The sequence below is a fragment of the Brevundimonas sp. GW821-FHT10A07 genome, from assembly GCF_059415785.1.
In genome coordinates this window covers 48891-72866 of the sequence record NZ_JBWKNX010000004.1, presented here as the reverse complement: position 1 = coordinate 72866, position 23976 = coordinate 48891, and the positions used below count along the sequence as shown (strand labels likewise).

At 67.4% G+C, this 23976-nt stretch carries 23 protein-coding genes and 5 tRNA genes; 4 read left to right on the top strand and 24 right to left on the bottom strand.

Annotated features, from left to right (window positions below):
• From fabF to AC07NC_RS04370, 7 genes are all read right to left on the bottom strand, one after another.
• A complete protein-coding gene (gene fabF, locus AC07NC_RS04400; RefSeq protein ID WP_008261779.1) occupies positions 1-1272 on the bottom strand; it encodes a beta-ketoacyl-ACP synthase II in 1272 nt (423 codons plus the stop codon).
• 154 nt (positions 1273-1426) lie between these two features.
• On the bottom strand, positions 1427-1666 hold the full coding sequence (locus tag AC07NC_RS04395) for an acyl carrier protein (RefSeq protein WP_008264317.1): 240 nt from the start codon (positions 1664-1666) through the stop codon (positions 1427-1429).
• A gap of 170 nt (positions 1667-1836) precedes the next feature.
• Complete coding sequence (gene fabG / locus AC07NC_RS04390) at positions 1837-2577, bottom strand: 3-oxoacyl-[acyl-carrier-protein] reductase (RefSeq protein ID WP_372704490.1); 741 nt, start codon at positions 2575-2577, stop codon at positions 1837-1839.
• Positions 2577-3026: a rhomboid family intramembrane serine protease gene (locus AC07NC_RS04385; protein WP_494568785.1), complete on the bottom strand. Its 450-nt coding sequence runs from the start codon at positions 3024-3026 to the stop codon at positions 2577-2579. The genes fabG and AC07NC_RS04385 overlap by 1 nt, the downstream gene beginning before the upstream one ends.
• Positions 3027-3184: 158 nt before the next feature.
• Complete coding sequence (fabD, locus tag AC07NC_RS04380) at positions 3185-4132, bottom strand: ACP S-malonyltransferase (protein WP_494568703.1); 948 nt, start codon at positions 4130-4132, stop codon at positions 3185-3187.
• Positions 4133-4216: 84 nt separating this feature from the next.
• Positions 4217-5563, bottom strand: coding sequence for a cytochrome b/b6 domain-containing protein (locus AC07NC_RS04375; RefSeq protein ID WP_494568702.1), 1347 nt, complete (start codon positions 5561-5563; stop codon positions 4217-4219).
• Between the two features lie 82 nt (positions 5564-5645).
• On the bottom strand, positions 5646-6344 hold the full coding sequence (locus AC07NC_RS04370) for a YceI family protein (protein ID WP_494568701.1): 699 nt from the start codon (positions 6342-6344) through the stop codon (positions 5646-5648).
• A 144-nt stretch (positions 6345-6488) separates the two neighbouring features.
• Here AC07NC_RS04370 and AC07NC_RS04365 point away from each other — a divergent pair, with 144 nt between their 5' ends.
• A complete protein-coding gene (locus AC07NC_RS04365; protein WP_494568700.1) occupies positions 6489-7553 on the top strand; it encodes a PA0069 family radical SAM protein in 1065 nt (354 codons plus the stop codon).
• On the opposite strand, the gene AC07NC_RS04360 is transcribed toward AC07NC_RS04365, so the two are convergent.
• Entirely contained in the window at positions 7550-7960 is a 411-nt protein-coding gene (locus tag AC07NC_RS04360; protein WP_035308614.1) for a hypothetical protein, read from the bottom strand. The genes AC07NC_RS04365 and AC07NC_RS04360 overlap by 4 nt on opposite strands.
• A gap of 9 nt (positions 7961-7969) precedes the next feature.
• Positions 7970-9214 (bottom strand): class I SAM-dependent RNA methyltransferase, encoded by a 1245-nt coding sequence (locus AC07NC_RS04355; protein ID WP_494568699.1) that lies wholly within the window; start codon positions 9212-9214, stop codon positions 7970-7972.
• Positions 9215-9460: 246 nt separating this feature from the next.
• Here AC07NC_RS04355 and AC07NC_RS04350 point away from each other — a divergent pair, with 246 nt between their 5' ends.
• Positions 9461-10132 (top strand): glycine zipper 2TM domain-containing protein, encoded by a 672-nt coding sequence (locus tag AC07NC_RS04350; protein WP_154725404.1) that lies wholly within the window; start codon positions 9461-9463, stop codon positions 10130-10132.
• 168 nt (positions 10133-10300) lie between these two features.
• Here AC07NC_RS04350 and AC07NC_RS04345 read toward each other — a convergent pair whose 3' ends face one another.
• From AC07NC_RS04345 to AC07NC_RS04325, 5 genes are all read right to left on the bottom strand, one after another.
• Entirely contained in the window at positions 10301-11026 is a 726-nt protein-coding gene (locus AC07NC_RS04345) for a TlyA family RNA methyltransferase (RefSeq protein WP_494568698.1), read from the bottom strand.
• The gene (locus AC07NC_RS04340) at positions 11023-13752 is read right to left on the bottom strand and encodes a valine--tRNA ligase (protein WP_494568697.1); all 2730 of its coding nucleotides are present in this window, start codon (positions 13750-13752) and stop codon (positions 11023-11025) included. The genes AC07NC_RS04345 and AC07NC_RS04340 overlap by 4 nt, the downstream gene beginning before the upstream one ends.
• Before the next feature lie 104 nt (positions 13753-13856).
• Entirely contained in the window at positions 13857-14486 is a 630-nt protein-coding gene (locus AC07NC_RS04335; protein ID WP_154725407.1) for a DUF2497 domain-containing protein, read from the bottom strand.
• Between the two features lie 173 nt (positions 14487-14659).
• Positions 14660-16195: a TolC family outer membrane protein gene (locus tag AC07NC_RS04330; protein WP_494568696.1), complete on the bottom strand. Its 1536-nt coding sequence runs from the start codon at positions 16193-16195 to the stop codon at positions 14660-14662.
• Positions 16196-16316: 121 nt separating this feature from the next.
• On the bottom strand, positions 16317-16946 hold the full coding sequence (locus AC07NC_RS04325) for a protein-L-isoaspartate O-methyltransferase family protein (protein ID WP_035308624.1): 630 nt from the start codon (positions 16944-16946) through the stop codon (positions 16317-16319).
• A gap of 133 nt (positions 16947-17079) precedes the next feature.
• Here AC07NC_RS04325 and AC07NC_RS04320 point away from each other — a divergent pair.
• Positions 17080-17153 (top strand) — tRNA-Cys (locus AC07NC_RS04320).
• A 288-nt stretch (positions 17154-17441) separates the two neighbouring features.
• Here AC07NC_RS04320 and AC07NC_RS04315 read toward each other — a convergent pair.
• Entirely contained in the window at positions 17442-18254 is an 813-nt protein-coding gene (locus tag AC07NC_RS04315; protein WP_494568695.1) for a TrmH family RNA methyltransferase, read from the bottom strand.
• Between the two features lie 62 nt (positions 18255-18316).
• On the opposite strand from AC07NC_RS04315, the gene AC07NC_RS04310 reads away from it, so the two are divergent.
• Positions 18317-18391: transfer RNA gene (locus tag AC07NC_RS04310), tRNA-Asn, on the top strand.
• A 148-nt stretch (positions 18392-18539) separates the two neighbouring features.
• Here AC07NC_RS04310 and trhO read toward each other — a convergent pair.
• The 9 genes from trhO to AC07NC_RS04265 all read right to left on the bottom strand — a co-directional run bounded on the left by trhO (position 18540) and on the right by AC07NC_RS04265 (position 23881).
• Positions 18540-19496 (bottom strand): oxygen-dependent tRNA uridine(34) hydroxylase TrhO, encoded by a 957-nt coding sequence (gene trhO, locus AC07NC_RS04305; protein WP_494568694.1) that lies wholly within the window; start codon positions 19494-19496, stop codon positions 18540-18542.
• Positions 19497-19527: 31 nt separating this feature from the next.
• Positions 19528-19604: transfer RNA gene (locus AC07NC_RS04300), tRNA-Arg, on the bottom strand.
• An 18-nt stretch (positions 19605-19622) separates the two neighbouring features.
• Positions 19623-19928, bottom strand: coding sequence for an ETC complex I subunit (locus AC07NC_RS04295; protein ID WP_035308636.1), 306 nt, complete (start codon positions 19926-19928; stop codon positions 19623-19625).
• Between the two features lie 78 nt (positions 19929-20006).
• Positions 20007-20083: transfer RNA gene (locus AC07NC_RS04290), tRNA-Pro, on the bottom strand.
• 45 nt (positions 20084-20128) lie between these two features.
• Positions 20129-20608: a DUF192 domain-containing protein gene (locus tag AC07NC_RS04285; protein ID WP_287926637.1), complete on the bottom strand. Its 480-nt coding sequence runs from the start codon at positions 20606-20608 to the stop codon at positions 20129-20131.
• 22 nt (positions 20609-20630) lie between these two features.
• On the bottom strand, positions 20631-21155 hold the full coding sequence (locus tag AC07NC_RS04280; protein ID WP_494568693.1) for a cold-shock protein: 525 nt from the start codon (positions 21153-21155) through the stop codon (positions 20631-20633).
• 274 nt (positions 21156-21429) lie between these two features.
• A tRNA-Glu gene (locus tag AC07NC_RS04275) sits at positions 21430-21504 on the bottom strand.
• A 96-nt stretch (positions 21505-21600) separates the two neighbouring features.
• Positions 21601-23412: a single-stranded-DNA-specific exonuclease RecJ gene (recJ, locus tag AC07NC_RS04270; RefSeq protein ID WP_494568692.1), complete on the bottom strand. Its 1812-nt coding sequence runs from the start codon at positions 23410-23412 to the stop codon at positions 21601-21603.
• Positions 23413-23452: 40 nt separating this feature from the next.
• Entirely contained in the window at positions 23453-23881 is a 429-nt protein-coding gene (locus tag AC07NC_RS04265) for a hypothetical protein (RefSeq protein WP_494568691.1), read from the bottom strand.
• Positions 23882-23976: the final 95 nt, after the last annotated feature.

Sequence of the window (23976 nt, the reverse complement as noted above, 5' to 3'; positions counted from 1 at the left end):
TCAGTCGACCTTCTTGAAGATCACCGAGGCGTTTGTGCCCCCGAAGCCGAAACTGTTGGACATGGCGACATCGATCTTCATCGGCCTGGCCTTGTTCGGGACCAGGTCGATCGGCGTCTCCATCTCCGGATCATCCAGGTTGATCGTCGGCGGCGCCACCTGGTCCCGGATGGCCAGGACACAGAAGGCCGCTTCTATGGCCCCGGCGGCGCCCAGCAGGTGGCCGGTCATCGACTTGGTGGAACTGACGGCCAGGTTCTGGGCGTGATCGCCGACCAGACCCTCGATCCCCTTCAGCTCGATCCAGTCGGCCATGGTCGAGGTGCCGTGGGCGTTGACATAGTCGAGGTCCGACGGCTGCATTCCGGCCCGCTTCAGCGCCATCTTCATGGCCCGCACCCCGCCCTCGCCGTCCTCGGACGGGGCGGTGATGTGGTGGGCGTCGCCGCTCATGCCATAACCCACGACCTCGGCGTAGATCTTGGCCCCGCGCGCCTTGGCGTGTTCGTATTCCTCCAGCACCAGGATCCCGGCGCCCTCGCCCATGATGAAGCCGGCGTGGCCCCGGTCATAGGGACGAGACGCCTTGTCCGGCGTGTCGTTATAGGCGGTGCACAGAGCCTTGCAGGCCAGGAAGCCGGCGATGCCCAGCGGCACGACCGAGCTCTCCGCCCCGCCGGCCACCATCACGTCGGCGTCGTCCAGGGCGATCATCCGGGCCGCATCGCCGATGGCGTGAGCGCCGGTGGCGCAGGCCGTCACGACCGCATGGTTCGGTCCCTTCAGGCCGTGGCGGATCGAGATCTGCCCGCCGGCCAGATTGATCAGGGCGCTAGGGATGAAGAAGGGGCTGACGCGGCGCACCCCCTGTTCCTTCAGCACGATGGCCGTCTCGGCGATGGCGCCCAGGCCGCCGATCCCGGAGCCGACCATGACGCCGGTGCGTTCCTTGTCCTCGTCGGTCTCGGGCTTCCAGTCCGCGTCGGCCAGGGCCTCGTCCGCCGCCGCAATGGCGTACAGGATGAAGTCGTCGACGCGCTTGCGGTCCTTGACCGACATGATCTTCTCGGGGTCGAAGTCGCCTTCGCCGCCGCCGCCGCGCCCATCCACGCTCGGCACTTCGCCGGCGATGGTGCAGCCATAGCCCGTGGTGTCGAAGGCGGTGATCGGGCGGATGCCCGACCGTCCCTCGACGATGCCCTTCCAGCTCTTCTCGACACCCCAACCCAGGGGGGTCAGCAGACCGATGCCCGTAACGACGACGCGGCGCATGGTGCGTGCTCCTAAAATTCTCCAGTCCGAACCCGGAGAATCACTTCGGATTCGCATGGGTCAGAAACAGTAAAGGCCGCCGGGCGTCTCCGCTAGGAGCGCCGGGCGGCCCTGTGAACCGTCGGCCCAGCGGGCCGCCAGTCGGGGGCTGAAATCAGCCGGCCGACTTTTCGTCGATGAACTTGACCGCATCGCCGACCGTCTGGATGTGCTCGGCGGCGTCATCCGGGATCTCGATGTCGAATTCTTCTTCGAAGGCCATCACCAGCTCGACGTTGTCGAGCGAGTCGGCGCCCAGGTCGTCGATGAAGCTGGCTTTTTCCGTGACCTTGTCCGGATCGGCGTCCAGGTGGTCGATGACGATCTTGCGAACGCGCTCGAGGGTGTCGGACATGAGTGTCTCTCTGCCTGTTTGAAATCGCCGTAGAGGCGGGGGTAGCTTGTAAATCGCCGTCTCACGGCAGCGAAGGCGACGCAAGCCCGAAAGCCCGAACCGCCGTTGCGTTCTGCCCTTTAGCACAGGCTTTCGGGCAAGAAATAGTCTGTTGAATTTCGTGATCGCGATCAGATCATCGCCATGCCGCCGTTCACATGCAGGGTCTGGCCCGTGACATAGGCCGCTTCGTTCGACGAAAGATAGACGGCGGCGGCCGCGATCTCGTCGCCGGTGCCCAGCCGACCGGCCGGAATCCGGGCCAGAATGGTCTCGCGCTGCTGCTCGTTCAGCACATCGGTCATCGGCGAGGCGATGAAGCCCGGCGCGATACAGTTGACCGTAATGCCGCGCGACCCGACCTCTTGGGCCAGCGACTTGGAAAACCCGATCATCCCGGCCTTGGACGCCGAATAATTGGTCTGGCCCGGATTTCCGGTCACGCCCACGACCGAGGTCACGCCGATGATTCGGCCCGAACGCCGCTTCATCATCCCCTTCACCGCCGCGCGGGTCAGGCGGAAATAGCTCTCCAGATTGATCTGGATGACCGACTGGAAGTCCTCGTCCTTCATCCGCATCAGCAGGCCGTCCTTGGTGATGCCCGCATTGGCCACCAGGATGTCCAGCGGCGCGCCCGCGGCCGTCTCGGCCGCCGCGACCAGATTATCGACCGACTCGGGATCCGACAGGTTCGCCGTCGCGAAATGCGCCCGCTCTCCCAGTTCCTTGGCCAGATCCGCCAGCACTGCCTCGCGCGTGCCCGACAGCACCACGGTCGCGCCCTGGGCGTGCAGCGCCCGCGCCACCGCCCCGCCGATCCCGCCCGTCGCGCCGGTCACCAGCGCGGTCTTGCCTGCAAGATTGAACATCATGTCCTCCGAAGCACCGCCCCATCAGGCCGATGTCTGTCCAACAATAGAAAACCGCCGCCAACGATCAAACCGATGACGAAAGGTACGAAATGTCCGGGCTTTACGCCCGCATGGCCGCTCACGAACAGGTCCAGCGCCACGCTGACCAGAACGCCTACGACCGCCGACCACCAGCCCACGCTCCTGCGATCCAGCACCAAAAGCGCCGTTGCACAGAGCGCCAGATAGGCCTGCGAAGCCCCAGACACATAGGCTTGCGGCTGCGCCAGCGCTGACGCCAACTGCCCGCAAGCGCCCCCGATCAAGCCCAAGGCCAGTACCGAAGGCCAGTTCATCCGTCGCGTCAACGCCGCCCCGACCAGGCCGATTATGGCGGCGTTGAACAGCATATGTGGAAACTTGACGTGCAACCATTGCGACGCCAGCAGCCTCCACCCGTGCTCCACCGTTAAGGTGCGACCTTCGAAGACCCCATAAGCCGTCAAGTCAATGGAATGCTGACGAGCCCACAGCGGTTGCCCAAGATCGACCGCGACCGCGATCCAGACGAGGACAATGCTCGCCGCCCAGATCCAAAGGATCGCTGAGCCCCGTGTCACGGTTTTTAGACCAGAGCCTTCGCGAAGGCTTCCAACTCTTCCGGCGTGTTCAACGGCAGGCACTCTGCCTCCGGCGCGATCCGTTTGGCCATGCCGGTCAGCACCTTGCCCGAGCCGATCTCGACGAAGCGGGTGACCCCACCTTCGGTCGCCATCCACTCCATGCTCTCGCGCCAGCGCACCCGGCCGGTCACCTGTTCGACCAGCAGTCGGCGAATGACTTCCGGATCGCTCTCCGGCCGCGCCAGCACATTGGCCACCACGGGAACCGCCGGCGCCAGAATGGTCGCCGACGCCAGAGCCGCCGCCATCTCGTCCGCCGCCGGCTGCATCAGCGGGCAGTGGAAGGGCGCCGAGACGTTCAGCGGGATCGCCCGCGCGCCCAGTTCCTTGGCCTTCTCGATGGCCCGGTCCACTGCCGCCTTCTCGCCCGAGATGACGATATTGCCGGCGTTGTTGTCATTGGCGACCACGCAGACGCCCAGTTCGGCGCCCGCCGCCGCAGCGGCCTCGGCCAGGGCCAGGTCGGTCTTGGGTCCGATCAGCGAGGCCATCGCCCCCTGCCCCACCGGAACCGCGCGCTGCATGGCCTGGCCCCGCAGCTTCAGCAGCCGCGCCGTATCGGACAGCGAGATCGCTCCCGCCGCCGCCAGGGCCGAATATTCACCCAGCGAGTGACCGGCCACATAGGCCGCCGTCGCCACATCGAAACCGAACTCGACCTTCAACGCCCGGATCGCCGCCATCGACACCGCCATCAGGGCGGGCTGGGCGTTCTCGGTCAGGGTCAGCTGGTCCTCGGGACCTTCGCGCATCAGCACCGACAGCTTCTGGCCCAGGGCCTCGTCCACCTCGGCGAAGACCTCGCGGGCGGAGGCGAAGGCGTCGGCCAGTTGCGCGCCCATGCCGACGGCCTGGCTGCCCTGTCCCGGAAACAGAAGTGCGAGGGTCATCGACCGCTCCCTGAATCATTGATCAAGAGCGCGGACCCCTAAGGCCTGACTTCCCTCAGGGCAAGCGGCGGCGCATTCGCCGCCCTACTCCGCCCGTCGCGCCGAGACCTTGATCTGGACATCGATCATCTTCGACACCCAGTCGCCGGTGGCGTCGGATTCCATCCCCAGGTTCAGCGCCGTCCGGTCCAGCTCCAGTCGCCCCTGCACCGTGGCGACCCCGCCGGTCTCGCGAAAGCTGAAGGGCAGGACGACGCGCAGGCTCGTGGCCTTGATCCTCAGCGTGCCCCTCGCCTCATACCGATCCCCGCCCAGGGCGCGGAAACCTGTCGTCTCGAACCGGGCGGTCGGATACTGCTCGGGATCGAACCATTCAGCCCCCTGCAATGAGCCCTCCTGGGTCGCATCGCCCGTTCGAGCCGAGGCCGTCTGAACCGTGATCACCGCCTTCGAGCCCGCCAGATCGGCCGGGTCGAACCGGACCTGGCCGTCCCACCGCTCGAACCGGCCCTTGAAGGCCGCGCCCGACTGGGTTCCGCCGAAAGCGATGCTGGAGGCGTGGCGATCAATGGTCCAGGCGCCGGCCTTCACGGGTTGGGAGGTCGTCTCCTCCTCGACCGGTTCAGGCGCCGTGATTTCCGGCGCAGCGGCGATCTCGGGCGCGGACGTCGAGGCTGGAACGGACGCCTCCGTCCGAACCGGCTTCAACTCAGCTCTTGCATAGGGCCGCGCCGCTACCGCCCCGGCCATGGCCACGACCGCAATCAGGGCCACGCCCACGCCCCGTTCGACCCAGGGCGACGACGGCGGGGAAACCCGCGTCTCATGCCCCGCCTTCAGAAAAGGAACCATGTGGGCCAGCACACCGTCGCGGTCGACGAACTGATGCTTCAGCGCCGCCCCGACGTGCAGGACGACCAGGACGACTGCGCCCCAGGCCATGGCCGCATGGGCCCCCATGGCCTGGAAGGCCAATGCCCGCCGCGCGCCCGCCGCCAGTTCGGCCACGCCCGGCAGATGCGGGATCGGAAACAGGCCGAACCAGCTGGTCGCCACCTCCAGAGCCCGGTCCTGCGCCACGGCCCAGCCGGCCGAGACATACAGCCACCCCGTCAGCGGCAGGGCCAGCATCAGGGCGTAGAAGGCCACATGGGTCGTGTGGGCGGCGAAGGCCTCCCACCGCTTCATCCCGGGCGGCAGGGCCGGCCCCCGGTGCGTCAGCCGCCAGACGATCCGCACCACGGTCAGGGCCAGGATCAGGAAACCGATCGACTTGTGGATCTGAAACACCCGATAGGCCAGGGCCTGGCTGTCGGGCTGTTCGATGGCCGCAGTCATCCACCACCCCATCGGAATCATCGACAGGATGCAGACGGCGATTACCCAGTGCAGGGTGACGGCGACGGCGGAATAACGATGGGCGGCGGTCATGAGCGGTCTTCGATCAGGCGAAAAATGAGCACGGCGGCGGAGCCTGCCTCCGCCGCCATTTCGGTGGTCTCGGTGCGGACGATCAGTTCGCCGGCGCGGCCGGGGCGGCCTGCTGGATGAACTCGCCGTCGAAACGGATCGTCACCTCGTCGCCGACCGGGCCCACGGCCATGCCGAAGTCGCTGCGCTTGAAACGCCCCTCGGCGGCGAAACCGACCGCCGGGACCTGGGCGAACGGATGCCGTTCGATCTCGCCGTTGAAGGTCGCGTCCAGCGTCACCGGACGGGTCTGGCCCAGGAAGGTCAGGTCGCCCGTCACCTTGGCCGTGCGCGCCCCGGTCGGTTCGACCGAGGTCGAGACGAATTTGATCGTCGGGAAGGCCTTGGCGTTCAGGAACTTGGCGTTATTCGCCATGTCGTCGTTCCAGCTGTGGAAACCGGTTCCCGCGTGCGAGGCCTCGTAGTCGGCGGGATAGGCGGCGTCGACCGAGGTCGGATCGATGGTCGCCGTGATCCGGGAGTTCTCGAGATTGGCCGGATCCAGCGTCAGCGTCGCCTCAAGCTTGTCGAAACGGGCGGTGTAGTTCGAGATGGTGTTGTGCAGCACCGACCATTGCAGCGTCGCGTGGGTCGGATCCAGCGCATAGACGCCGGCGGGCGCCTTCAGCGCCACGGAGGCTTCGGCCTCGGCGGCAGGCGCCGTGACCGGCGCCTCGCCCGGACGGTTGCAGGCGGCCAGCAGGGCCAGAAGGGACAGGGCCGCCAGATGTTTGATCGTCATGCGAAACTCCTCGACTAAGGTTCGCCATTAGCGGCGCCATATCCATACAGCAACTGAAACTGTGTCTTATGTTTGGCTTGTTGCGAACGACATGCAGAACAAATGTTCTTGCTCTGTTCTCTTTTCTGATCCATCCTCCGTCTCATGAAATCCGCCAAGGGAAGAGGCGCGCGTTCGAATGCGACAGGCCGTTACGAGCCCGAACAGCATGAGTCGTTCGACGATGGCTGGACGAACGACGACGCCCAGGCCGCGCCGCTGCGCACCACTCTCACGCCCGAACACGCCCGCACCATCATCGCCCGGAACGACAGTCCCGACATCGGCTTCGACCGCTCCATCAACCCGTACAAAGGTTGCGAACATGGCTGTATCTACTGCTACGCCCGTCCGTCCCATGCCTGGATGGGCCTATCCCCGGGCCTGGATTTCGAGAGCCGGATCTTCTTCAAGCCCGAAGGCGCACGTCTGCTGGAACAGGCCTTCCTCGCCCCCCGATACCGGTGCAAGCGCATCCACATAGGCGGCAACACCGACCCCTATCAGCCGGTCGAACGTGATCTGAAATCGACCCGCTCGATCCTCGAGGTCATGCGCCGGTTCAACCACCCGTTCAGCATCATCACCAAGTCGGTGCTGATCGCGCGCGACGCCGACATACTGGGGCCGATGGGCCAGGCCGGCCTGGCCTCGGCCTTCGTCTCCATCACCACCCTGGACCGGGGCCTGGCCCGCGCCATGGAGCCCCGCGCCTCGACCCCGGCCAAACGGCTGGAGGCGATCAGCCGCCTCGCCGATGCGGGCTGTCCGGTCGGCGTCGGATTCGCCCCGGTCATTCCCGGCCTGAACGACCACGAACTGGAATCCGTGCTTGAGGCGGCGGCCAAGGCCGGGGCCACGCGGGCCATGTATGTCACCCTGCGCCTGCCGCTGGAGATCAAGGATCTGTTTCGCGAATGGCTGGCCGACGCCCGCCCCGATCGCGCCGCCCGCGTCATGTCGCTGATCCGCCAGACCCGCGGGGGCAAGGACTATGACGCCGACTGGTCCCAGCGGATGAAGGGGACCGGCCCCGTCGCCGAACTGATCGGCGCCCGCTTCAAGGCCGCCGTCAAACGCTGCGGCCTGGATACGCCGCTGCGACTGCTGGACGAAACCCAGTTCCGCGTCCCCGCCGACGCCCGGCCACAGTTGGAGCTGTTCGGTTAATCGGCGTCCGCCGCCGACGGATCGACGGCCCGCGTCACCAGATCGCGCCAGGTCGGGTCCGTGTCGTCGACCAGATCGACGTCCTCCATCAGGGCCACCGCCCCCTCCCCGTCCGGCAGGATCAGGCCCAGGATCTCCATCTCCTCGCCGTCCGGCCCCAGATGGCTCTCGGCCTGGACCGCGACCGCCGCCTGTTCGCCGTCCTCCTCCCACCAGATCACCGGCTGGGGCAGGTCCATGGCGATCGGGCGCGGATCGTCGGTCTCGCCCAGGGCGAAGACGGCCCGGCGCGCCTGGACGTCGTCCAGCGTCGCCACCGCCCCGACGAAGGGCTTCAGCCGGCTCCAGTCGTCGGCGTCGAACCCGCCGCCGTCGTCTTCAAGCCCGTCTTGCAGATCGTCGTCCATATTCACGGCCTACCGCTTGAAAACACTGACCAGTTCGACATGGGCCGACCACAGGAACTGGTCCACCGGCGTGACCCGCTCCAGCCGGAACCCGGCGTCGATCAGCACCCGTGCATCGCGGGCGAAGGTCTGCGGATTGCACGACACCCCGACCACCACCCCGGCCTTGGTCCCGGCGATCTGGGCCGTCTGGTCGATGGCCCCTGCACGCGGCGGGTCGAACACGATGGCGTCGCAGCCCTTCAGGTCATAGGGGGTCAGGGGCCGCCGGAACAGGTCGCGCGCCTCGGCCGTAATCGCCTTCATCCCCTTGGCTGAGCCCACGCCCGCCTTCAGCGCCTCGATCCCCGCCTTGGACGCGTCGGCCGCAATCACCGGCGCCACCGTCGCCAGCGGGAAGGTGAAGGTCCCGGCGCCGCAGAACAGGTCGGCGATCTTCCTGGCCCCCTTCACCGCCGCCACGGCCCGCTCGACCATGGCCGCCTCGGCCTGGGGCACGGCCTGCAGGAAGCCCCCCGCCGGCAGGGGCACGGTGGCGGGGCCGAAGCCGATCTTCGGCTGGCGCGCCATCACCAGGGTGTCGCCGGCCAGGCTCAGCCGCGCCAAATCCGCCCGGTGCGCCGCCGCAATGGCCCGCATCTGGGCGTCGGCCGACAGCCCGCCGCCCGAGCGCCGCTCGACCCCCGTCACATCCACGTCCAGCCCCGACAGGGTCCAGGTCACGTGCAGGGTCGGCGCCGACTTGGGATGCTCCAGAAAGGCCGCCGCCACCTCGGTCAGGGCCGGCATGGCGCGGATGATCCGGGGATCGGCCACCGGGCATTCCCGCACCTCGACCAGCCGCCACGACCGCCGCGCCTTGAAGCCCAGCACGACCCGACCGTCCTGGGTCCGGCGTGCGTGCAGGGCTGCGCGACGCCGCGTCCCGGCCGGGCTCGCCACCGTCGCCTCGACCTCGGTCTCGATTCCCTCGCGCGCCAGGGCCAGCCGGACCTGCTCGCGCTTCCACTCCAGATAAGGCCTGTCCGCCCAGTGTTGCAGCGAGCACCCGCCGCAGTCGCCGTACTGGGGCGACACCGGCGCGATCCGGTCCGGACTGGGGGTCACGATCTCGACCTGCTCCAGCCGCCCGTCCACGACCTCGCCCCGCACCGTCTCCCCCGGAAGGGTCAGGCCGGCGAAGACCGGCCCCTGCGGCGTCTCGGCGACGCCGTCGCCCTGTCCGCCGACGCGGCTGATCGTAAAGGTCTGCATCGCCGGGCTTCTAGCCCCGCCGCCCCGCCGCGCCAAGCCACGGCCAACTAACACGGCCTCAAGCAGCGCCAAGCGCGATAGGCCAACAAAGATGTCGCGAAGCGCGATAGGCCCTTCAAACATGAACGAAAATGAACGGATCGCTCAAAAGCCGTTCAGCTTCACTCCCCTAAACCCCAATGCAACAGACAGCCGGTCCACCCGTTCAGCCCTCGTCACTGAACGTCCGACCATAAGGGGTTGAAGATGCGTCTTTCCACCAAGTCCCTCGCCGCCGTCGCGGCCTTCACCCTCGGCGCCGTCGCCGCGCCCATGGCCGCCTCGGCCCAGAGTTACGGCTACAGCCAGAACTACGGCACTGGCGCCTACGCTCCCTCTTACGCCTACGGCAATGGCTACCAGCAACGGCAATACGACCCCTGCGCCCGTGAGCGTCAGGGCCGCACGGGCGCCGGAGCCGTCGTCGGCGGCGGCGCTGGCGCGGTCATCGGTTCGCAGCTGGCCGCGCGCGGCCGCCGTACCGAGGGCAGCATCCTGGGCGGGGTTCTGGGCGCCGTGATCGGGTCTCAGGTCGGCCGCTCCAGCTCCGACGCCTGCCGCTCGTACCAGAGCAGCTACGGTCAGCAGGGCTACTACAACCAGAACGGCTATGCCCAGAACGGCTACAGCCAGCCGAGCTATTACGACAACCGCTACAGCGGCGATCAGGGCTATCGCTACGACGATTATGACCGTCGCGGCGACTATGTCCAGGATCGCGGCTACTACGACGACCGGTCGCGCCCGGTCGATTCCTATCAGAATTCAGATGGATGCCGTCTGGCCGAAAGCCAGATCCGTCTGCCCGATGGTCGCACGGACACCCGTTACGTCCGCACCTGCCCCGACCAGTACGGCCGCTATCGCGTCGTCGATTAATTTTCAGCCCCCCTGTCGATCGACGACGTGACGGAAGCCGCCGGAGGAGAAATCCTCCGGCGGCTTCTTATTTTTAAGGGGGCTATCGGCCTTCGGCCTGCTTGAGCCCGTCTCCTCCCCACTTGTAGGGAGGGGGATCGCGCGAAGCGTGGTGGAGGGATTGCCGGCTCAGACCCGCCTGGCCCACAGCAGGAATTCGATATTGCCGTCTCCGCCGGTGATGGGGCTCTCGGTCGTCGCCTGCACCGCCCAACCCAGGGCCTCCAGCCAGTCGGCGACGCGCGCCACGGCGGAGGCATGGGCCACGGGATCCTTGACCACCCCCTTCTTGCCGACCCCGCCGGGTCCGTCAGCCTCGAACTGCGGCTTGACCAGGGTGATCAGGTCCGCCTCATCGGCCGCCAGATCGAGCGCAACCGGCAGAACCTTGATCAGGCTGATGAAGCTGGCGTCGCACACGATCAGCGAAGGCCGCTCCGGGATCAGATCCGGCGTCAGGTCGCGCGCATCGGTCCGCTCAAGGCTGACCACCCGCGGATCGGCCGCCACCCGCTCGTGCATCTGGCCGAAGCCGACATCGACCGCGAACACCTTGGTCGCCCCGCGATCCAGACAGACCTCAGTGAAGCCGCCGGTCGACGCGCCGACATCCAGCACCACCCGCCCCTCGACCGCCACCGGCCAGACGGTCAGGGCGTGATCCAGCTTCAACGCCCCGCGCCCGACCCAGCGGTGGGCGTCGGCATAGCCGATCTCGGCGTTCGCACCGACGGTCTGGGAGCCGGACTTGGCCGGCGCGCCGTCCACGGTGACGCCGCCGGCCTCGATGGCCGCCTTCGCCCTGGCCCGGCTTTCCGCCAGGCCGCGCGTGACGAGAAGCTGGTCCAGCCTCATCCGATCTCGCTCAGCCGCGCCAGCGCCGCCTGCAGCTTGGCCTTGCCGGCCTCGGCCTCGGCCAGTTTGGCCCGCTGTTCGTCCACGACTTCCGGCGCGGCCCGCGACACGAAGTTGGGATTGCCCAGCTTCTTGTTCACATGGCCGATATCGTTCTCGAAGACGGCGATCTCCTTCTCCAACCGCGCCCGTTCGGCGGTCAGGTCGATGATCCCCGCCAGCGAGAGGGCGACCGTCGATCCGCCCGAAACAAAGGTCACGGCCCCCGTCGGCGCGGCCTCCGCCGATCCGACCTCGGACACACGGCCCAGGGTCAGGATCAGGTCGCGATGGCGTGCGATCCGCTCGGCCGTGACCGCGTCCGGCGCGACAAAGGCCAGCGGCGGCTTGGCCGCCGGCGGCACGTTCATCTCCGCCCGCAGCCCTCGGATTTCGCCGACCAGATCGACCAGCCAGCCGATCTCGGCCTCGGCCGAGGCGTCGATCAAGGCGTCCGGCAGGACCGGCCATTCGGCGCCGATCAGCAGCCCTTCCCGCGCTGGACCCTCCTTGCCCAGTTCGGCCCACAGCTCCTCGGTGATGAAGGGCATGACCGGGTGCAGCAGCTTCAGCGTCTGATCCAGGGTCCAGGCGGTCATGGCCCGCGTCTCGGCCTTGGCGGCTTCATCGGCGCCGTTGAACACCGGCTTGGCCAGTTCCAGATACCAGTCGCAGAAGACGTTCCAGACGAACCGATACAGCGCGCCCGCCGCATCATCGAACCACCCGCCCTCGATGGCCTCGGACACGGCCCGCTCGGCCTTGGTCAGTTCGCCCCGAATCCAGCGGTTGATCGTCTGTTCGACCGTCGCCGGATCGAAGCCCTCGACGCGCCGCGCCTCGTTCATCTGGCTGAAGCGGGCGGCGTTCCACAGCTTGGTGCCGAAGTTGCGGTATCCCTCGATCCGCTGCTTCGACAGTTTGATGTCGCGCGTGCCCGACAGGATGGCCATGGTGAAGCGCAGCGGGTCGGCGCCCAGTTCGTCGATGATGCCCAGGGGGTCGATGACGTTCCCCTTGGACTTGCTCATCTTCTGGCCCTTCTCGTCGCGGACCAGGCCGTTGATGATGACTCGTTTGAACGGGACCTCGCCCATGAAGTGCTGGCCCATCATCATCATCCGGGCGACCCAGAAGAAGATGATGTCCGCCGCCGTGACCAGGTCGCTGGTCGGATAGAACCGCTCCAGATCCTCGGTCTTCTCGGGCCAACCCATGGTCGAGAACGGCCACAGGGCCGAGCTGAACCAGGTGTCCAGAACGTCCTCGTCCTGGGTCAGGGCGACCTCGGAATCATAGTCCGCCATCGCCAGTTCGCGGGCGTCCTCTTCCGTCTCGGCGACATAGATTTCACCTTCCGGACCGTACCAGGCCGGGATGCGGTGACCCCACCACAGCTGGCGGCTGATGCACCAGGGTTCGATGTTCCTCAGCCATTCGAAATAGATCTTCTCGTACGACTTCGGCTCGAACACCGTCTCGCCCTGCTCCACCGCCTTCAGCGCGGGCTGGGCCAGGACCTTGGCGTCGACGTACCACTGGTCCGTCAGCCACGGCTCGATGACGACGCCGGAACGGTCGCCGTGCGGGACGACATGCTTGGTCTTCTCGATCTCGCGCAGCCAGCCCTCTTCTTCGGCGCGGGCGACGATGGCCTTGCGCGCAGCGAAGCGGTCGATGCCGACGTATTCCGACGGCACGTCCGGCGTATCGACATCTGTGATCCGGCCGAAGGCGTCGAGGATGTTCAGCGACGGCAGGCCCGCCCGCTTGCCCACGCCGAAGTCGTTGAAGTCATGCGCCGGCGTGATCTTGACCGCGCCCGACCCCTTGGTCGGGTCGGCGTAGTCGTCGGCGACGATGGGGATGCGCCGGCCGACGATGGGCAGGGTCACGAACTTGCCGACCAGCCCCTTATACCGCTCATCCTCCGGATGCACGGCCACGCCGGTGTCGCCCAGCATCGTTTCAGGCCGCGTCGTGGCGACCACGATGAAGTCGCGCGTCTCGAACTCGGTCGCCTTGCCCTCGTCGTCAAAGGCGACCGGGTGTTCATAGGTCACGCCGTCCGCCAGCGGATAGGCGAAATGCCAATAGGCGCCGTCCACCTCGCGCTGCTCGACCTCCAGGTCCGAGATGGCGGTCTGGAAATGCGGATCCCAGTTCACCAGCCGCTTGTCGCGATAGATCAGGCCTTCCTTGTGCAGTTGCACGAAGACCTTGCGCACGGCGGCGTTCAGCCCCTCATCCAGGGTGAAGCGTTCGCGCGACCAGTCGCACGACGCCCCCAGGCGGCGCAGCTGGCGCACGATGGTCCCGCCGCTCTCGGCCTTCCATTCCCAGACCTTTTCGATGAAGGCGTCGCGGCCCATGTCGCGCCGCCCGACGTTCCCGGCGGCGGCCAGTTGGCGCTCGACCACCATCTGGGTGGCGATGCCCGCGTGGTCCGTGCCCGGCAGCCACAGCACCGCCTTGCCCTTCATCCGGTGATAGCGGGCCAGGATGTCCTGAAGAGTGTTGTTCAGGGCATGGCCGATGTGCAGGCTGCCCGTCACGTTCGGCGGCGGAATGACGATCGAATAGGCGCCCTGCGCCCCTTCCGTGCGGGGCGCGAACAGGCCGCTCTCTTCCCACTGGGCGTACAGGCGGGGTTCGGCGGCCTGGGGTTCGAAGGTCTTCTCGAGCATGGGACTTCTTTGATCGTTGTCGTGCGGCCGAACGGCGGCCTGGAATGACAAAGGGCGGCCCCTGCAGGAGCCGCCCCTCGATTAGTCTGCGGTGAAGCGAAGGGCTAGGCGCTGCGCGCGATGCGTTCGACTTCCCTTTGCACCGCCGCCTCGACGATGGCGGGCAGGTTGTTGTCCAACCAGTCCTTCAGCATCGGACGCAGCATCTCGGCGACCATGGCCTCGACGGTGTTGCCGCTGACGAAGGGCATTTCCGTCGAAGAGGCCGCAGCGGGCTCGGGTTTCTTGAACGAGGCGGCCAGACCGGCGAAAGCCGAAGCGGCGCTGGCGGCGGCGCTTTCGCCGACCAGCGCATCATAGGCCGGGGCGGGCGTTTCGGCCGGCTCGGGCGCGGAAACGACCGGCTCGGGCGCGGCCTCGACGATGTCCAGATCGCCGATGGTTTCCGATGCGGGCGCTTCATAGAGTTCGGTCAGCTCGAGGACATCGTCATCGGCGACCTCGGGTTCCGGTTGCGGCTCCGGCTCGGCGGGCGCGGCGAAAATACTCTCGGCCGCCGCAGGCTCGGGCTCAGGCTCCGGCGTGGGTTCGGGCGCTGGCTCCGGCGCGGGAGCCGGCTCGGGCGCGGCCGCAACCGGCGGCGTCTCGGCGGGCGCGTCGTCTTCGGAGATGATCCGGCGAATCGACGCCAGGATCTCCTCCATGGTGGGTTCCGGGGCGGACTGGTCGGTCATGAATTAACCCTGGGAGAGGCCTGGAATGAAACTGGGGGCGTGGAGGTCGCCCCCAAACGCCATGCACGGGTCCGGGACCGGAAGACCAAGCCTTCTCGACCCCAGGATATTGTCGTCGCATCAACGCCCGCCGGAATCAACGGGCGTTTTGCCCCTCGTTCGTCAGGCCGACGTCATGCGCCAGGCGCAGTGCGGATCACATCGCCCTTGAGTTGAGTGTCGATCGGCGCATCCCGCGCGTCGTCGGCGTCGACGACCGGCGGCGAGGCGACCCGGTCCAGGGCCTCGATCACGCCGTCCCAAGGCAGGCCGCCGCGATTGCGGACGCGGTCATAGTTGGTCTTGGCGTCATAGACGTCCAGATTGGCGTTCAGGTTCGGCCCTTCGAGCTGGCCCATCGCCGACAGCAGCGAGGCGCGGGCCACATATTCGGCGGCGCGGGCGGCGGCCAAAGAGGTCTGCGACGCCCGCAGGGTCACTTCCTGGTTCAGCACGTCCAGCGTGGTGCGCAGGCCGACCTGCGCCTCCTGCCGCACGCCCTCGGCGGCCACCGAGGCGGCCCGCACGGCCTCTTCGCCGGCGGCGACGTTCGACCGGGTCGACAGGACCTGGGCATAGGCCGAGCTGACGTTCTGCAGCACAGTGCGGCGCTCGCCCTCGACGGCGATCTGGGCGGCGTTGGCCCGTTCCAGGGCCTGGGCGACGCGCGACCGGTTCAGGCCGCCGGTGAACAGCGGCACCGACAGCGTGGCGCCGGCGGTGAAGCTGCGGCGGTCGGCCAGTTCACTCAGATTGCCCAGATCGTTCGCCGTGCCGCCGTAGGAGGCGGTGGCGCGAACGGAAGGCAGATATTCGGCCCGCGCGGCGGCGACGGCGGCTTCGGCGGCCTGCAAGGAATAGGTCGCCGAAAGCACGCCCGGATTACGCGCCAGGGCGACTTCCATGGCGGCGTCGAAATCGTTCGGAACGGTCGGCAGGACCGGGGCCGCCTCAAGGTCGCTGGGCGACTGGCCCACGACGGCGGCATAGGCGGCGCGGGTGGTCGACAGCTGGGCCTGGGCGTTGGCCAGATCGGCTTCGGACTGGGCCAAGGAGGCCTCGGCCTGGGCCACGTCGGTCCGAGTGATCTCGCCGACCTCGAATCGGGCGCTGGTCTCTTCCAGCTGGCGTTGCAGCACGGCGAGGTTTTCCTGGCGGATGCGCAGGATTTCCATGTCGCGGGTGACGTTCACATAGGCCTGGATGACCGACAGCATGACCGACTGTTCGATCTCGCGCAGATTCTCACGCCCCGCCATCACGCTGGCCCGGGCCTGGTCGATGGCCAGGGTGGTGCGGCCGGCGGTCCAGATGTTCTGCGACAGGCTGACGCCCACGGTGGCGCCGTCGCGCTCGGACGATGAACTGGACACCTGGGTGTCCGCCACGCCGTCGTTGTTCGTGTCGACGAACTGGGTGAGCGTCGGGAAATCGCTGCGGGTGTAATCGACCCCGGCCGAGGCGCTCAGCGTCGGGCGCAGGCCCGATCGCGCCTGGACCACGGTTTCGTCCAGCGCGCGCTGATTCGCCCGCTGGGCCAGCAGGCTGGGATTGGTCTGATAGGCCAGGGCGATCGCTTCCTGCAGCGTCTCGGCCCAGGCGGGCGCGCCAAGCCCTGTCACCAGAGCCACCACAGCGGCCGAAGCCAGCACACGCGAGCGTTTCAACATTGTCCGTCCTTGCCTGACGCCCCCGAGGAGCGCCCGAATGTCATCAAGCGTAACTGCGGCCTCAGTCGACCTGACGCCAGTTAAGTTTTTTTCACGCTTCCCGCGAGCGCTGCCGACTACGTCAGAATGCGAATGTAGGCGCCGGCGTCAGTTCCGCGAGGAGGGCCGGGGATGAATCGAACAGTTCGCGACGCGACAGGCCTTCGCGGCCCTTAACATAGAGGGCGGCCTTGCCGATGGCGCCACGCCGCTCGACCACAACCAGACGGCCGCCGGTCCGCAGGGCCTGCCCCCAGGCTTCCGGCAAGGCCGCCACGCCGCCTTCGCAGACGATCAGGTCCCAGCCCTCGCCCACCGGCGCATCCAGAGGCGCGACCGCTGTCGTCACCCCGTCCTCCGCCAGGGCCTCGCCCACGACCTCGAACACGGCCGCGTCAGACTCTTGCGCCGTGACCGTCAGACCCATGCGCGCCAGCACCGCAGCGGCATAGGGGGCGGCGATGGCCAGGGCCTTCTCCCCTTCCCGCGCATCGGCGGCCTGCAACAGCTTGGAGACGTCGCGCGCCGGCATCAGCTTGCGGTCGCCCGCAATCTCGACCGATGCGTCCGAATAGGCGGCGAAGATGCGGTCCGGCGCACAGTAGCGTTCACGCGGAACCGCCATCATGGCCATGTGGATCTCGTGATTGGTCACATCGTTCACGCGGACCTGCGAGTCGACCATGGCCTTGCGCTCGGCGGTGAAATCCATCTTTGGGCAGCCTTCAATCGGTAGTCAGGGAGGAAATCTTGCGCGCTTATAGTTCCGCGCGTTGCAGCGGACAATCCGATCTGATAGCGAACGCCCCTCGCGATGACCGCCCCCGAGAAATCGGGGACAAAGCGGCCTGATGGCGGAGTGGTGACGCAGAGGACTGCAAATCCTTGCACCCGGGTTCGATTCCCGGTCAGGCCTCCATCGCGACAAACGAACAAAAGGCGCGGATCCTGGGATCCGCGCCTTTTTCGTCTCTATCGCCCCTGAAGGATCAGCTGATCGGCGCAGTCACCCAGCCGATCAGGCCCGCCGCGCCCAGACCGGCGACCCCGGCGGCGATGAAGATCGCCGCCCGGACGTTTCGGTTCAAAAAATACAGAATGTTCATTGCGCGCCCCCACACCAACGAGAACGATGGTCGCCACAGTTTCGGCCCCCGCGCAAGGTGTACAGAACCTTAACGACCAAAAATCCTGGTGAACGCCGGCGTCAGCCTGCGGGCCGCCCGCTGGTCACATGATGAAGCGCCAGGGCGCTGGTCACGGCGACATTCAACGAATCAAAGCCCCCCGCCATGGGCACGCCGACAGCGCGGCACCGATCAATCACCGCGCGGGGCAGACCCGGCCCCTCCGACCCCACCATCAGGGCGACGCGGCCCTGGGGCCGGTAGTCCGCCAGCCTCAGCGTCGCCGACGGGGTCAGGGCCAGCACCTCCACCCCCGCCGTCTGCATCGCCGCCACCAGATCCTCGGCCGATCCGCCGACCGTGAACGGGGTCCGCAGCACGGCCCCGACCGAAACCCGGATAGCCTTGCGATAGAAGGGGGCGCAGCAGGTCTCATCCAGCAGGACGGCCCGCGCCCCGAAAGCCGCCGCATTGCGGAACACCCCGCCCATATTGTCGTGATTGCCGATGCCGCTGGCGATCACGAACACATCCTCGTCGGCGACGGCCGCCAACAGGTGCTCGACCGGCGGCGCGACGGGCTTCTCACCCAGGGCCAGGATGCCCCGGTGCAGCGGAAATCCGGCGATCCGGTCCAGAACGGCCTGGCCGGCGACATAGACGGGAACCGACGGCGCAAGCGCCGCAATGACGTCGCTCAGGGCCGCGACCCGTTTCTCCGCCAGCAGCAGGGCGCGGGGTCGGCATCGTGAGGCGGCCGAGGCCAGCACCCGCACCACCACCTCGCCTTCGGCCACGAACAAGCCCTCGCGGCCCGTCAGGTCGCGTTCGCGAATATCGCGAAAGCCGGAGATCCGGGCGTCATCGGGGTCATTGATCGAGATCGTGCGCATTCGTCGTTTTTCCCATTGCACGAATCGAATGGCCGCTGCTATAGGCCCGCCTCCCGAGCAGTTCCGCGGTAGCTCAGTGGTAGAGCAGCCGACTGTTAATCGGCTGGTCGTAGGTTCGAATCCTACCCGCGGAGCCACTCGGGGCTAAGACTGTCGGCATCAGGCATCTCGCCGCCAGCGCTGTTTTGGCCTGAAAATCGACGGGTTCAGCAAAGACCGCCCATTCGTTGGCGACGCCCTGACCGGTTCTCTTCTCTCCCTCATCGCCGCGCCTGGGCCTGACGATCACCCGTCTTCGCGTCGTCCCAGATGTTCCGTCCCGCGCAGATGGGCGAGCTCGATCTGTCTCTGACGTTCGGCGTAGCGCAGCCTCTGCGCGTCGTCGCGCGTATCCCGGCAGCGTTCGCAGCAGACGCCCTCGATGAAATGGGGCGACGCCCGGCCTTCGGCGTCCAGGGGCATACGGCACCCCCGGCACAGGGTGTGGTCGCCCTGAACCAGGCCATGACCGACCGAGACCCGCTCGTCGAAGACGAAACAGTCGCCGCGCCACAGGCTGTCGGCCGGTTCGACCTCTTCCAGATAGCGCAGGATCCCGCCTTCCAGATGGTGGACGTTCTCGACTCCCTCGGCCTTCAGGAAGGCGGTCGATTTCTCGCAGCGAATGCCGCCGGTGCAGTACATGGCCACCCGCTGCGGCTTCATCTGGTCCATCAAGGCGCGGCCATCGGTGCGGAACCAGTCGGGAAAATCGCGGAAGCTGCGGGTGTTCGGCTGCACCGCCCGCTCGAAGGCGCCGATTTCGCCCTCGTAGTCGTTGCGGGTGTCGATCACCAGGGTGGTCGGATCGGCGATCAGGGCGTTCCAGTCCTGAGGCGCGACATAGACCCCGGCCTGTCGCGCCGGATCCAGGTCCGGCTGGCCCATGGTCACGATCTCGCGCTTGATCCGGACCTTCAGCCGCAGAAACGGCATGTCGCCGGTCCAGGCGTATTTGACCTCCAGATCGGCGAAGCCCGGAATGGCGCGGATGTCGGCCAACACCGTTTCAATACCCGCTTCAGGACCGGCGATCGTGCCGTTCAGCCCCTCGGTCGCAACCAGCAGCGTGCCTTTGACCGCGCCGGCTTCGCACACGCTGTGCAGCCGCGCCTGCACCGCCTCGACGTCCTTGATCGCGGCGAATCGATACAGGGCGGCGACGCGAATCTCGCCGGGGTTCAGGGATTTTGAATCGGTCATGGCGTGGCTTTCAGCGGCGCCGTCGCGAGAGTGGCGCGCCCTGCAGGACTCGAACCTGCAACCGTCCGCTTAGAAGGCGGGTGCTCTATCCGGTTGAGCTAAGGGCGCTCGGCAGCGAGCCGGGCGTCAATGCGTCCAGGGCTGTTTGCGATTGGGGGCGAAATTGTCGGCGTAGGCCTTCAGGATCGTCGGGGCCTCGTTCGGCTCGTGCAGGCGGAACGGAATGCCGTGGCGTTCGGCATAGGCGACGGCTTCTTCCTTCGAATCAAAGGCGAGACGCACCTGACCGTTCATGTCCGACGAACTGGTCCAGCCCATCAGCGGATCGAGGCTGCGGGCCGAGGCCGGTTCAAACTCCAGACGCCAGTCGCGGCTCTTGGCCTTGCCGGACTGCATAGCGGTCTTGGCTGGGCGGTAGATGCGGGCGAGCATGGCGAAATCCCTAGTGATCGGCAGGTCCAGTGGACCTGCCATAACGCGCGCGGGACACGGAATCCAGCGGCCGTCCATTGGTCGGGGCGAGAGGATTCGAACCTCCGACCCTCTGGTCCCAAACCAGATGCGCTACCAGGCTGCGCTACACCCCGGACCGAACGGAGCGCTCTATTGGCACTTCGTCGCGCGATCCGCAATCAAGGCTTGAAATAAGGATGCAAAATCCTGTCGCCGGGCTTGGCGCCGATCTCGGCCGCGCGACCCGCGCGAAGCTCCAGCACGCCGTTCGCGGCCCCGTTCGACGGTATCGGAACCTCGGAAAAGGGCGTGGCGTGGGAGGCGATCGAGACGATCCGGCCTTTCGGATCGATATAGAGGATGTCCAGAGAACTGGGCGTATTGCGCATCCAGAAGCTCTGTTCCCGCGGCGCCTCTCCGGGCCACTGGAACAGCATGCCGCGATCATCGCCCAGCGGCGGGCGGAACATCAGGCCCCGCTGACGTTCAGGCTCTTCGTCTGCGATTTCGACCCAGAACGGGTGTTCGCCGGACGCCGTCACCACGGCCAGCTTCTGCAGGGGCTCGCCATTCGGCCCGGCCGGCGCTTTCGCGGCGCATCCGGCGACGGCGAGCGCCATCAGGCCAGCCATAACAAAACGTCTCGTCGCGTCGATCATGCGCCCTTCCTGGAGCGACCGATCAGCCGCCCGGTCTGATTTCAGCCACCACCAGCCCCTTGGGACCGCTGGCGAATCGTACCTGCACCGTGTCGCCTGGCACCAGATCGTCCAGGCCGCAGCGCCGCAGGGTTTCGATGTGGACGAAGATATCGCCCGGTTCGCGATCACGCACCACGAATCCATAGCCCTTGGTCCGATTGAACCATTTGACCACGGCCGGCTCCAGGACCGCATCGACTTCGGGCGACGTCGCGATAGCCTCGGCCATGGGCGCCGAACGACGCACGATGACGCTCGCCTCGCCCGCTCCCAGGTCATGGATCTCGACGGCCTGCCAGCCTTTGGATCGCCGAACACAATCGCAGACAATAGGCGCGCCTTCATCTGCCGTTTCGCGGCCGGTGTCGCGCAGACTGCTGATGTGCAGAAGAACATCCCGCAGCTCGGTCAACGTCGGGTCATCCGGCACGATGAAGCCATAGCCCTTCGCCGGATCGAACCACTTCACGCGCCCGACGACACGAACGGTCTCCGCCGTCTCCATCTCATCGTAGTCAGACAAATTATCAAACCCCCGTCCGCTCCTCTTACGGACACGATTACGTTTAACACTGTTCCGCGAATCTTTGGAAAGGTCAAAATGGGGGAAAGGCGCCCGAAACTTGCACCTTCTGGCGGAAAGCTTCCAGTTGTGTCGCGCGAATGACACCACCCGTGATGGTTTCCGCCCATGGCGACGACGGGGTTGGTGCAGGACTCAAATGAAGAGGCGAACGCCGCTCGGGCGGCCTATCGGCACGGCCCGTATTCATCCCGCGTGGCAGTCCCTAGGGGAGTCGAACCCCTCTTTTCAGGTTGAAAACCTGACGTCCTAACCGATAGACGAAGGGACCGCTGCGCGGGAGAGCCGGCGATATAGCCGCGCCCTCGGACGGGTGCAAGCGCGGATTTCGAGTTTTTTGCGACGGTCCAGGGCGTGCCCGCGCCGCTCAAACCCTGCGAGGATCGGCGACGTCCTCGATCTCGAACTGCACGCCGCGACGGCCGTTCCAGTCGTCCGCCTTCAGACGGCCGACGACATTCAGCCCGCCCTGCCCGCTCAGCAGCGCCTGGCCGGTCGGCAGATCGGCGCATCGCCAGGCCACGGCCCGCACCGAGGCGCCGTCCGGCCCGACCAGTCGACAGCGGACATGGCCGCCGTTCATCTGCACCGGTTCGCGGGCCTGAACCCCGTTCAGGGCGAAGACCGGCTCGGGGTTGGCGGGGCCGAAGGGGGCCAGTTGCTCGAACGATTCGAACAGGGCCCGGGTCGCTGCGCCTGGATCGATCAGGGCGTCGATCTCCAGCGCATCCATCGCCACCGCCTCGATCCGTTCGCCGGCCAGCCGGTCGTTCAGGAAGTCGGTCAGTTCAGCCAGTCGTGCGCCGTCCATCGTCAGACCGGCCGCCATGGCGTGCCCGCCGCCGGCCAAAAGAATACCCGCCTCCCACGCCGCCTGAATGGCGCGGCCCAGGTTCATGCCCGGCTGCGACCGGCCCGACCCCTTGCCCAGACCCGTCACCGGATCCAGCCCGATGACGATCACCGGCTTGCGCCAGCGTTCGCGCAGGCGCCCGGCGACGATGCCGACCACGCCGGGGTGCCAGTCCTCGCCCGCCACGACGACCAGGGCCGTCTCGTCGGCGTGGGCGCCGGTCGCCTCGACGCGGCGGACGGCGGCCTCCGTCACGGCGCGTTCGACCTCGCGGCGCGACAGGTTCAGGGCGTCCAGCTCCAGCGCCAGGGCCTGGGCCTCGGCGGGATCGTCGGTCGACAACAGCCGCGCGCCCAGGTCCGATCGGCCGATCCGCCCGCCGGCGTTGATGCGAGGCCCCAGTATAAAGCCGGCGTGGTTGCTCTTGGCCGGCCCTTGTTCGGCGCCGGCGGCGGCCAGCAGGGCGCGCAGGCCGGGGTTCTTCCAGTCGCTCATGACCTTCAGTCCCAACCCCGTCAGGGCGCGGTTGAACCCGGTCAGGGCCGTGACGTCGCAGATGGCGCCCAGGGCGGCCAGATCCAGCCACTGGCGAATATCGGGCTCGGGCCGGTCCGCGAACAGGCCGCGCCGCCGCGCCTCGCGGTTCAGGGCGGCCAATAGAACAAAGACCACCCCGGCCGCCGCCAGATTGCCCTGGCCCGAGTTGCAGCCCGGCCGATTCGGATTGACGACCGCCAGCGCCCTGGGCGGTTCGCTGCGCATCAGATGGTGGTCGATGACGACGACGTTCAGGTCGATGGCCGCCGCATGGGCCAGGGCCTCGTTCGCCGCCGCCCCGCAATCGACCGTCACCACCAGGTCGGCGCCGGCGGCCTTCAGGGTGTCGAAGGCCTTGGCGCTGGGGCCATAGCCTTCGGTCAGCCGGTCAGGAACATAGATGGGCAGGTCCGCCCCCATGGCCCGGAACCAGCGCACCAGCAGGGCCGCGCTGGAGGCGCCGTCCACATCATAGTCGGCGAAGATGTGAACCTGAGACCTGGCCTGGAACGCATCCAGCAAGGCCTCGGCGGCGGCGTCCATGTCCATGAAGCTGGACGGATCGGGAAACAGGGCGCGCAGGGTCGGGGTCAGGAAGTCGGCGCCCTGGTCGGCCCGCACGCCGCGCGAGGCCAGGGCCCGCGCCAGCGGCTCCTCCAGGCCCAGTCCCTGCATGTGGGCGCGGATGGTCGCGGCCTCGGCCGGGCGCTGACGCCAGGCCCGACCGGACAGGGACTGGGTCACACCCAGAAATGCGTTATCGATCTTGAAGCCGCCGTCGTCCGCCATCGTCGCATCATCCGGGGATTCTCGAGCCCCGGCGACAAGCTCATTCAATCGGACGCCGATCAATCGGCGGCGGGGCCTTGGCGCGATCCCGCAGGCTTTGGGCGAAGGCGTCGATCTCGGCCTCGGTGCGGGCCGCATCCGGCGACACGGGAACGGCTCCGACCTGGGCGCGGGTCTCGGCGGCCAGGGTTTCGGCGTCGCCCAGCGTCCAGTCGATCCGCGCCACCTCGCCGTCCAAGGCCCCGCCCTGGCCTTCCAGAGCCTGGACCCGGGCGGCCACCTGGGCCGCCTGCGGCAGATCGGCCGGCGCGGCGGGGAAGTTCTCCCAACTGGGATAATGGCGATTGGCGTCGACCAGGGCCTGAACCCGCGGCGCGATCGGCGACGTCGGATCGGTGCTCGGCGCAAACGCGCGCGCACAGGCCCCCAGAGACGCCGACAGCGTCGCCAGGCAGAGCAACGAAGCCATCAGCCCCGTTCTTTTTCGAAAGTGCGCGTTCATGTCGGGGTCGGTCTTATGCCATCATCGCTTCGTGCGGAAGGGCGAGGCGTCGAACCAGTCCT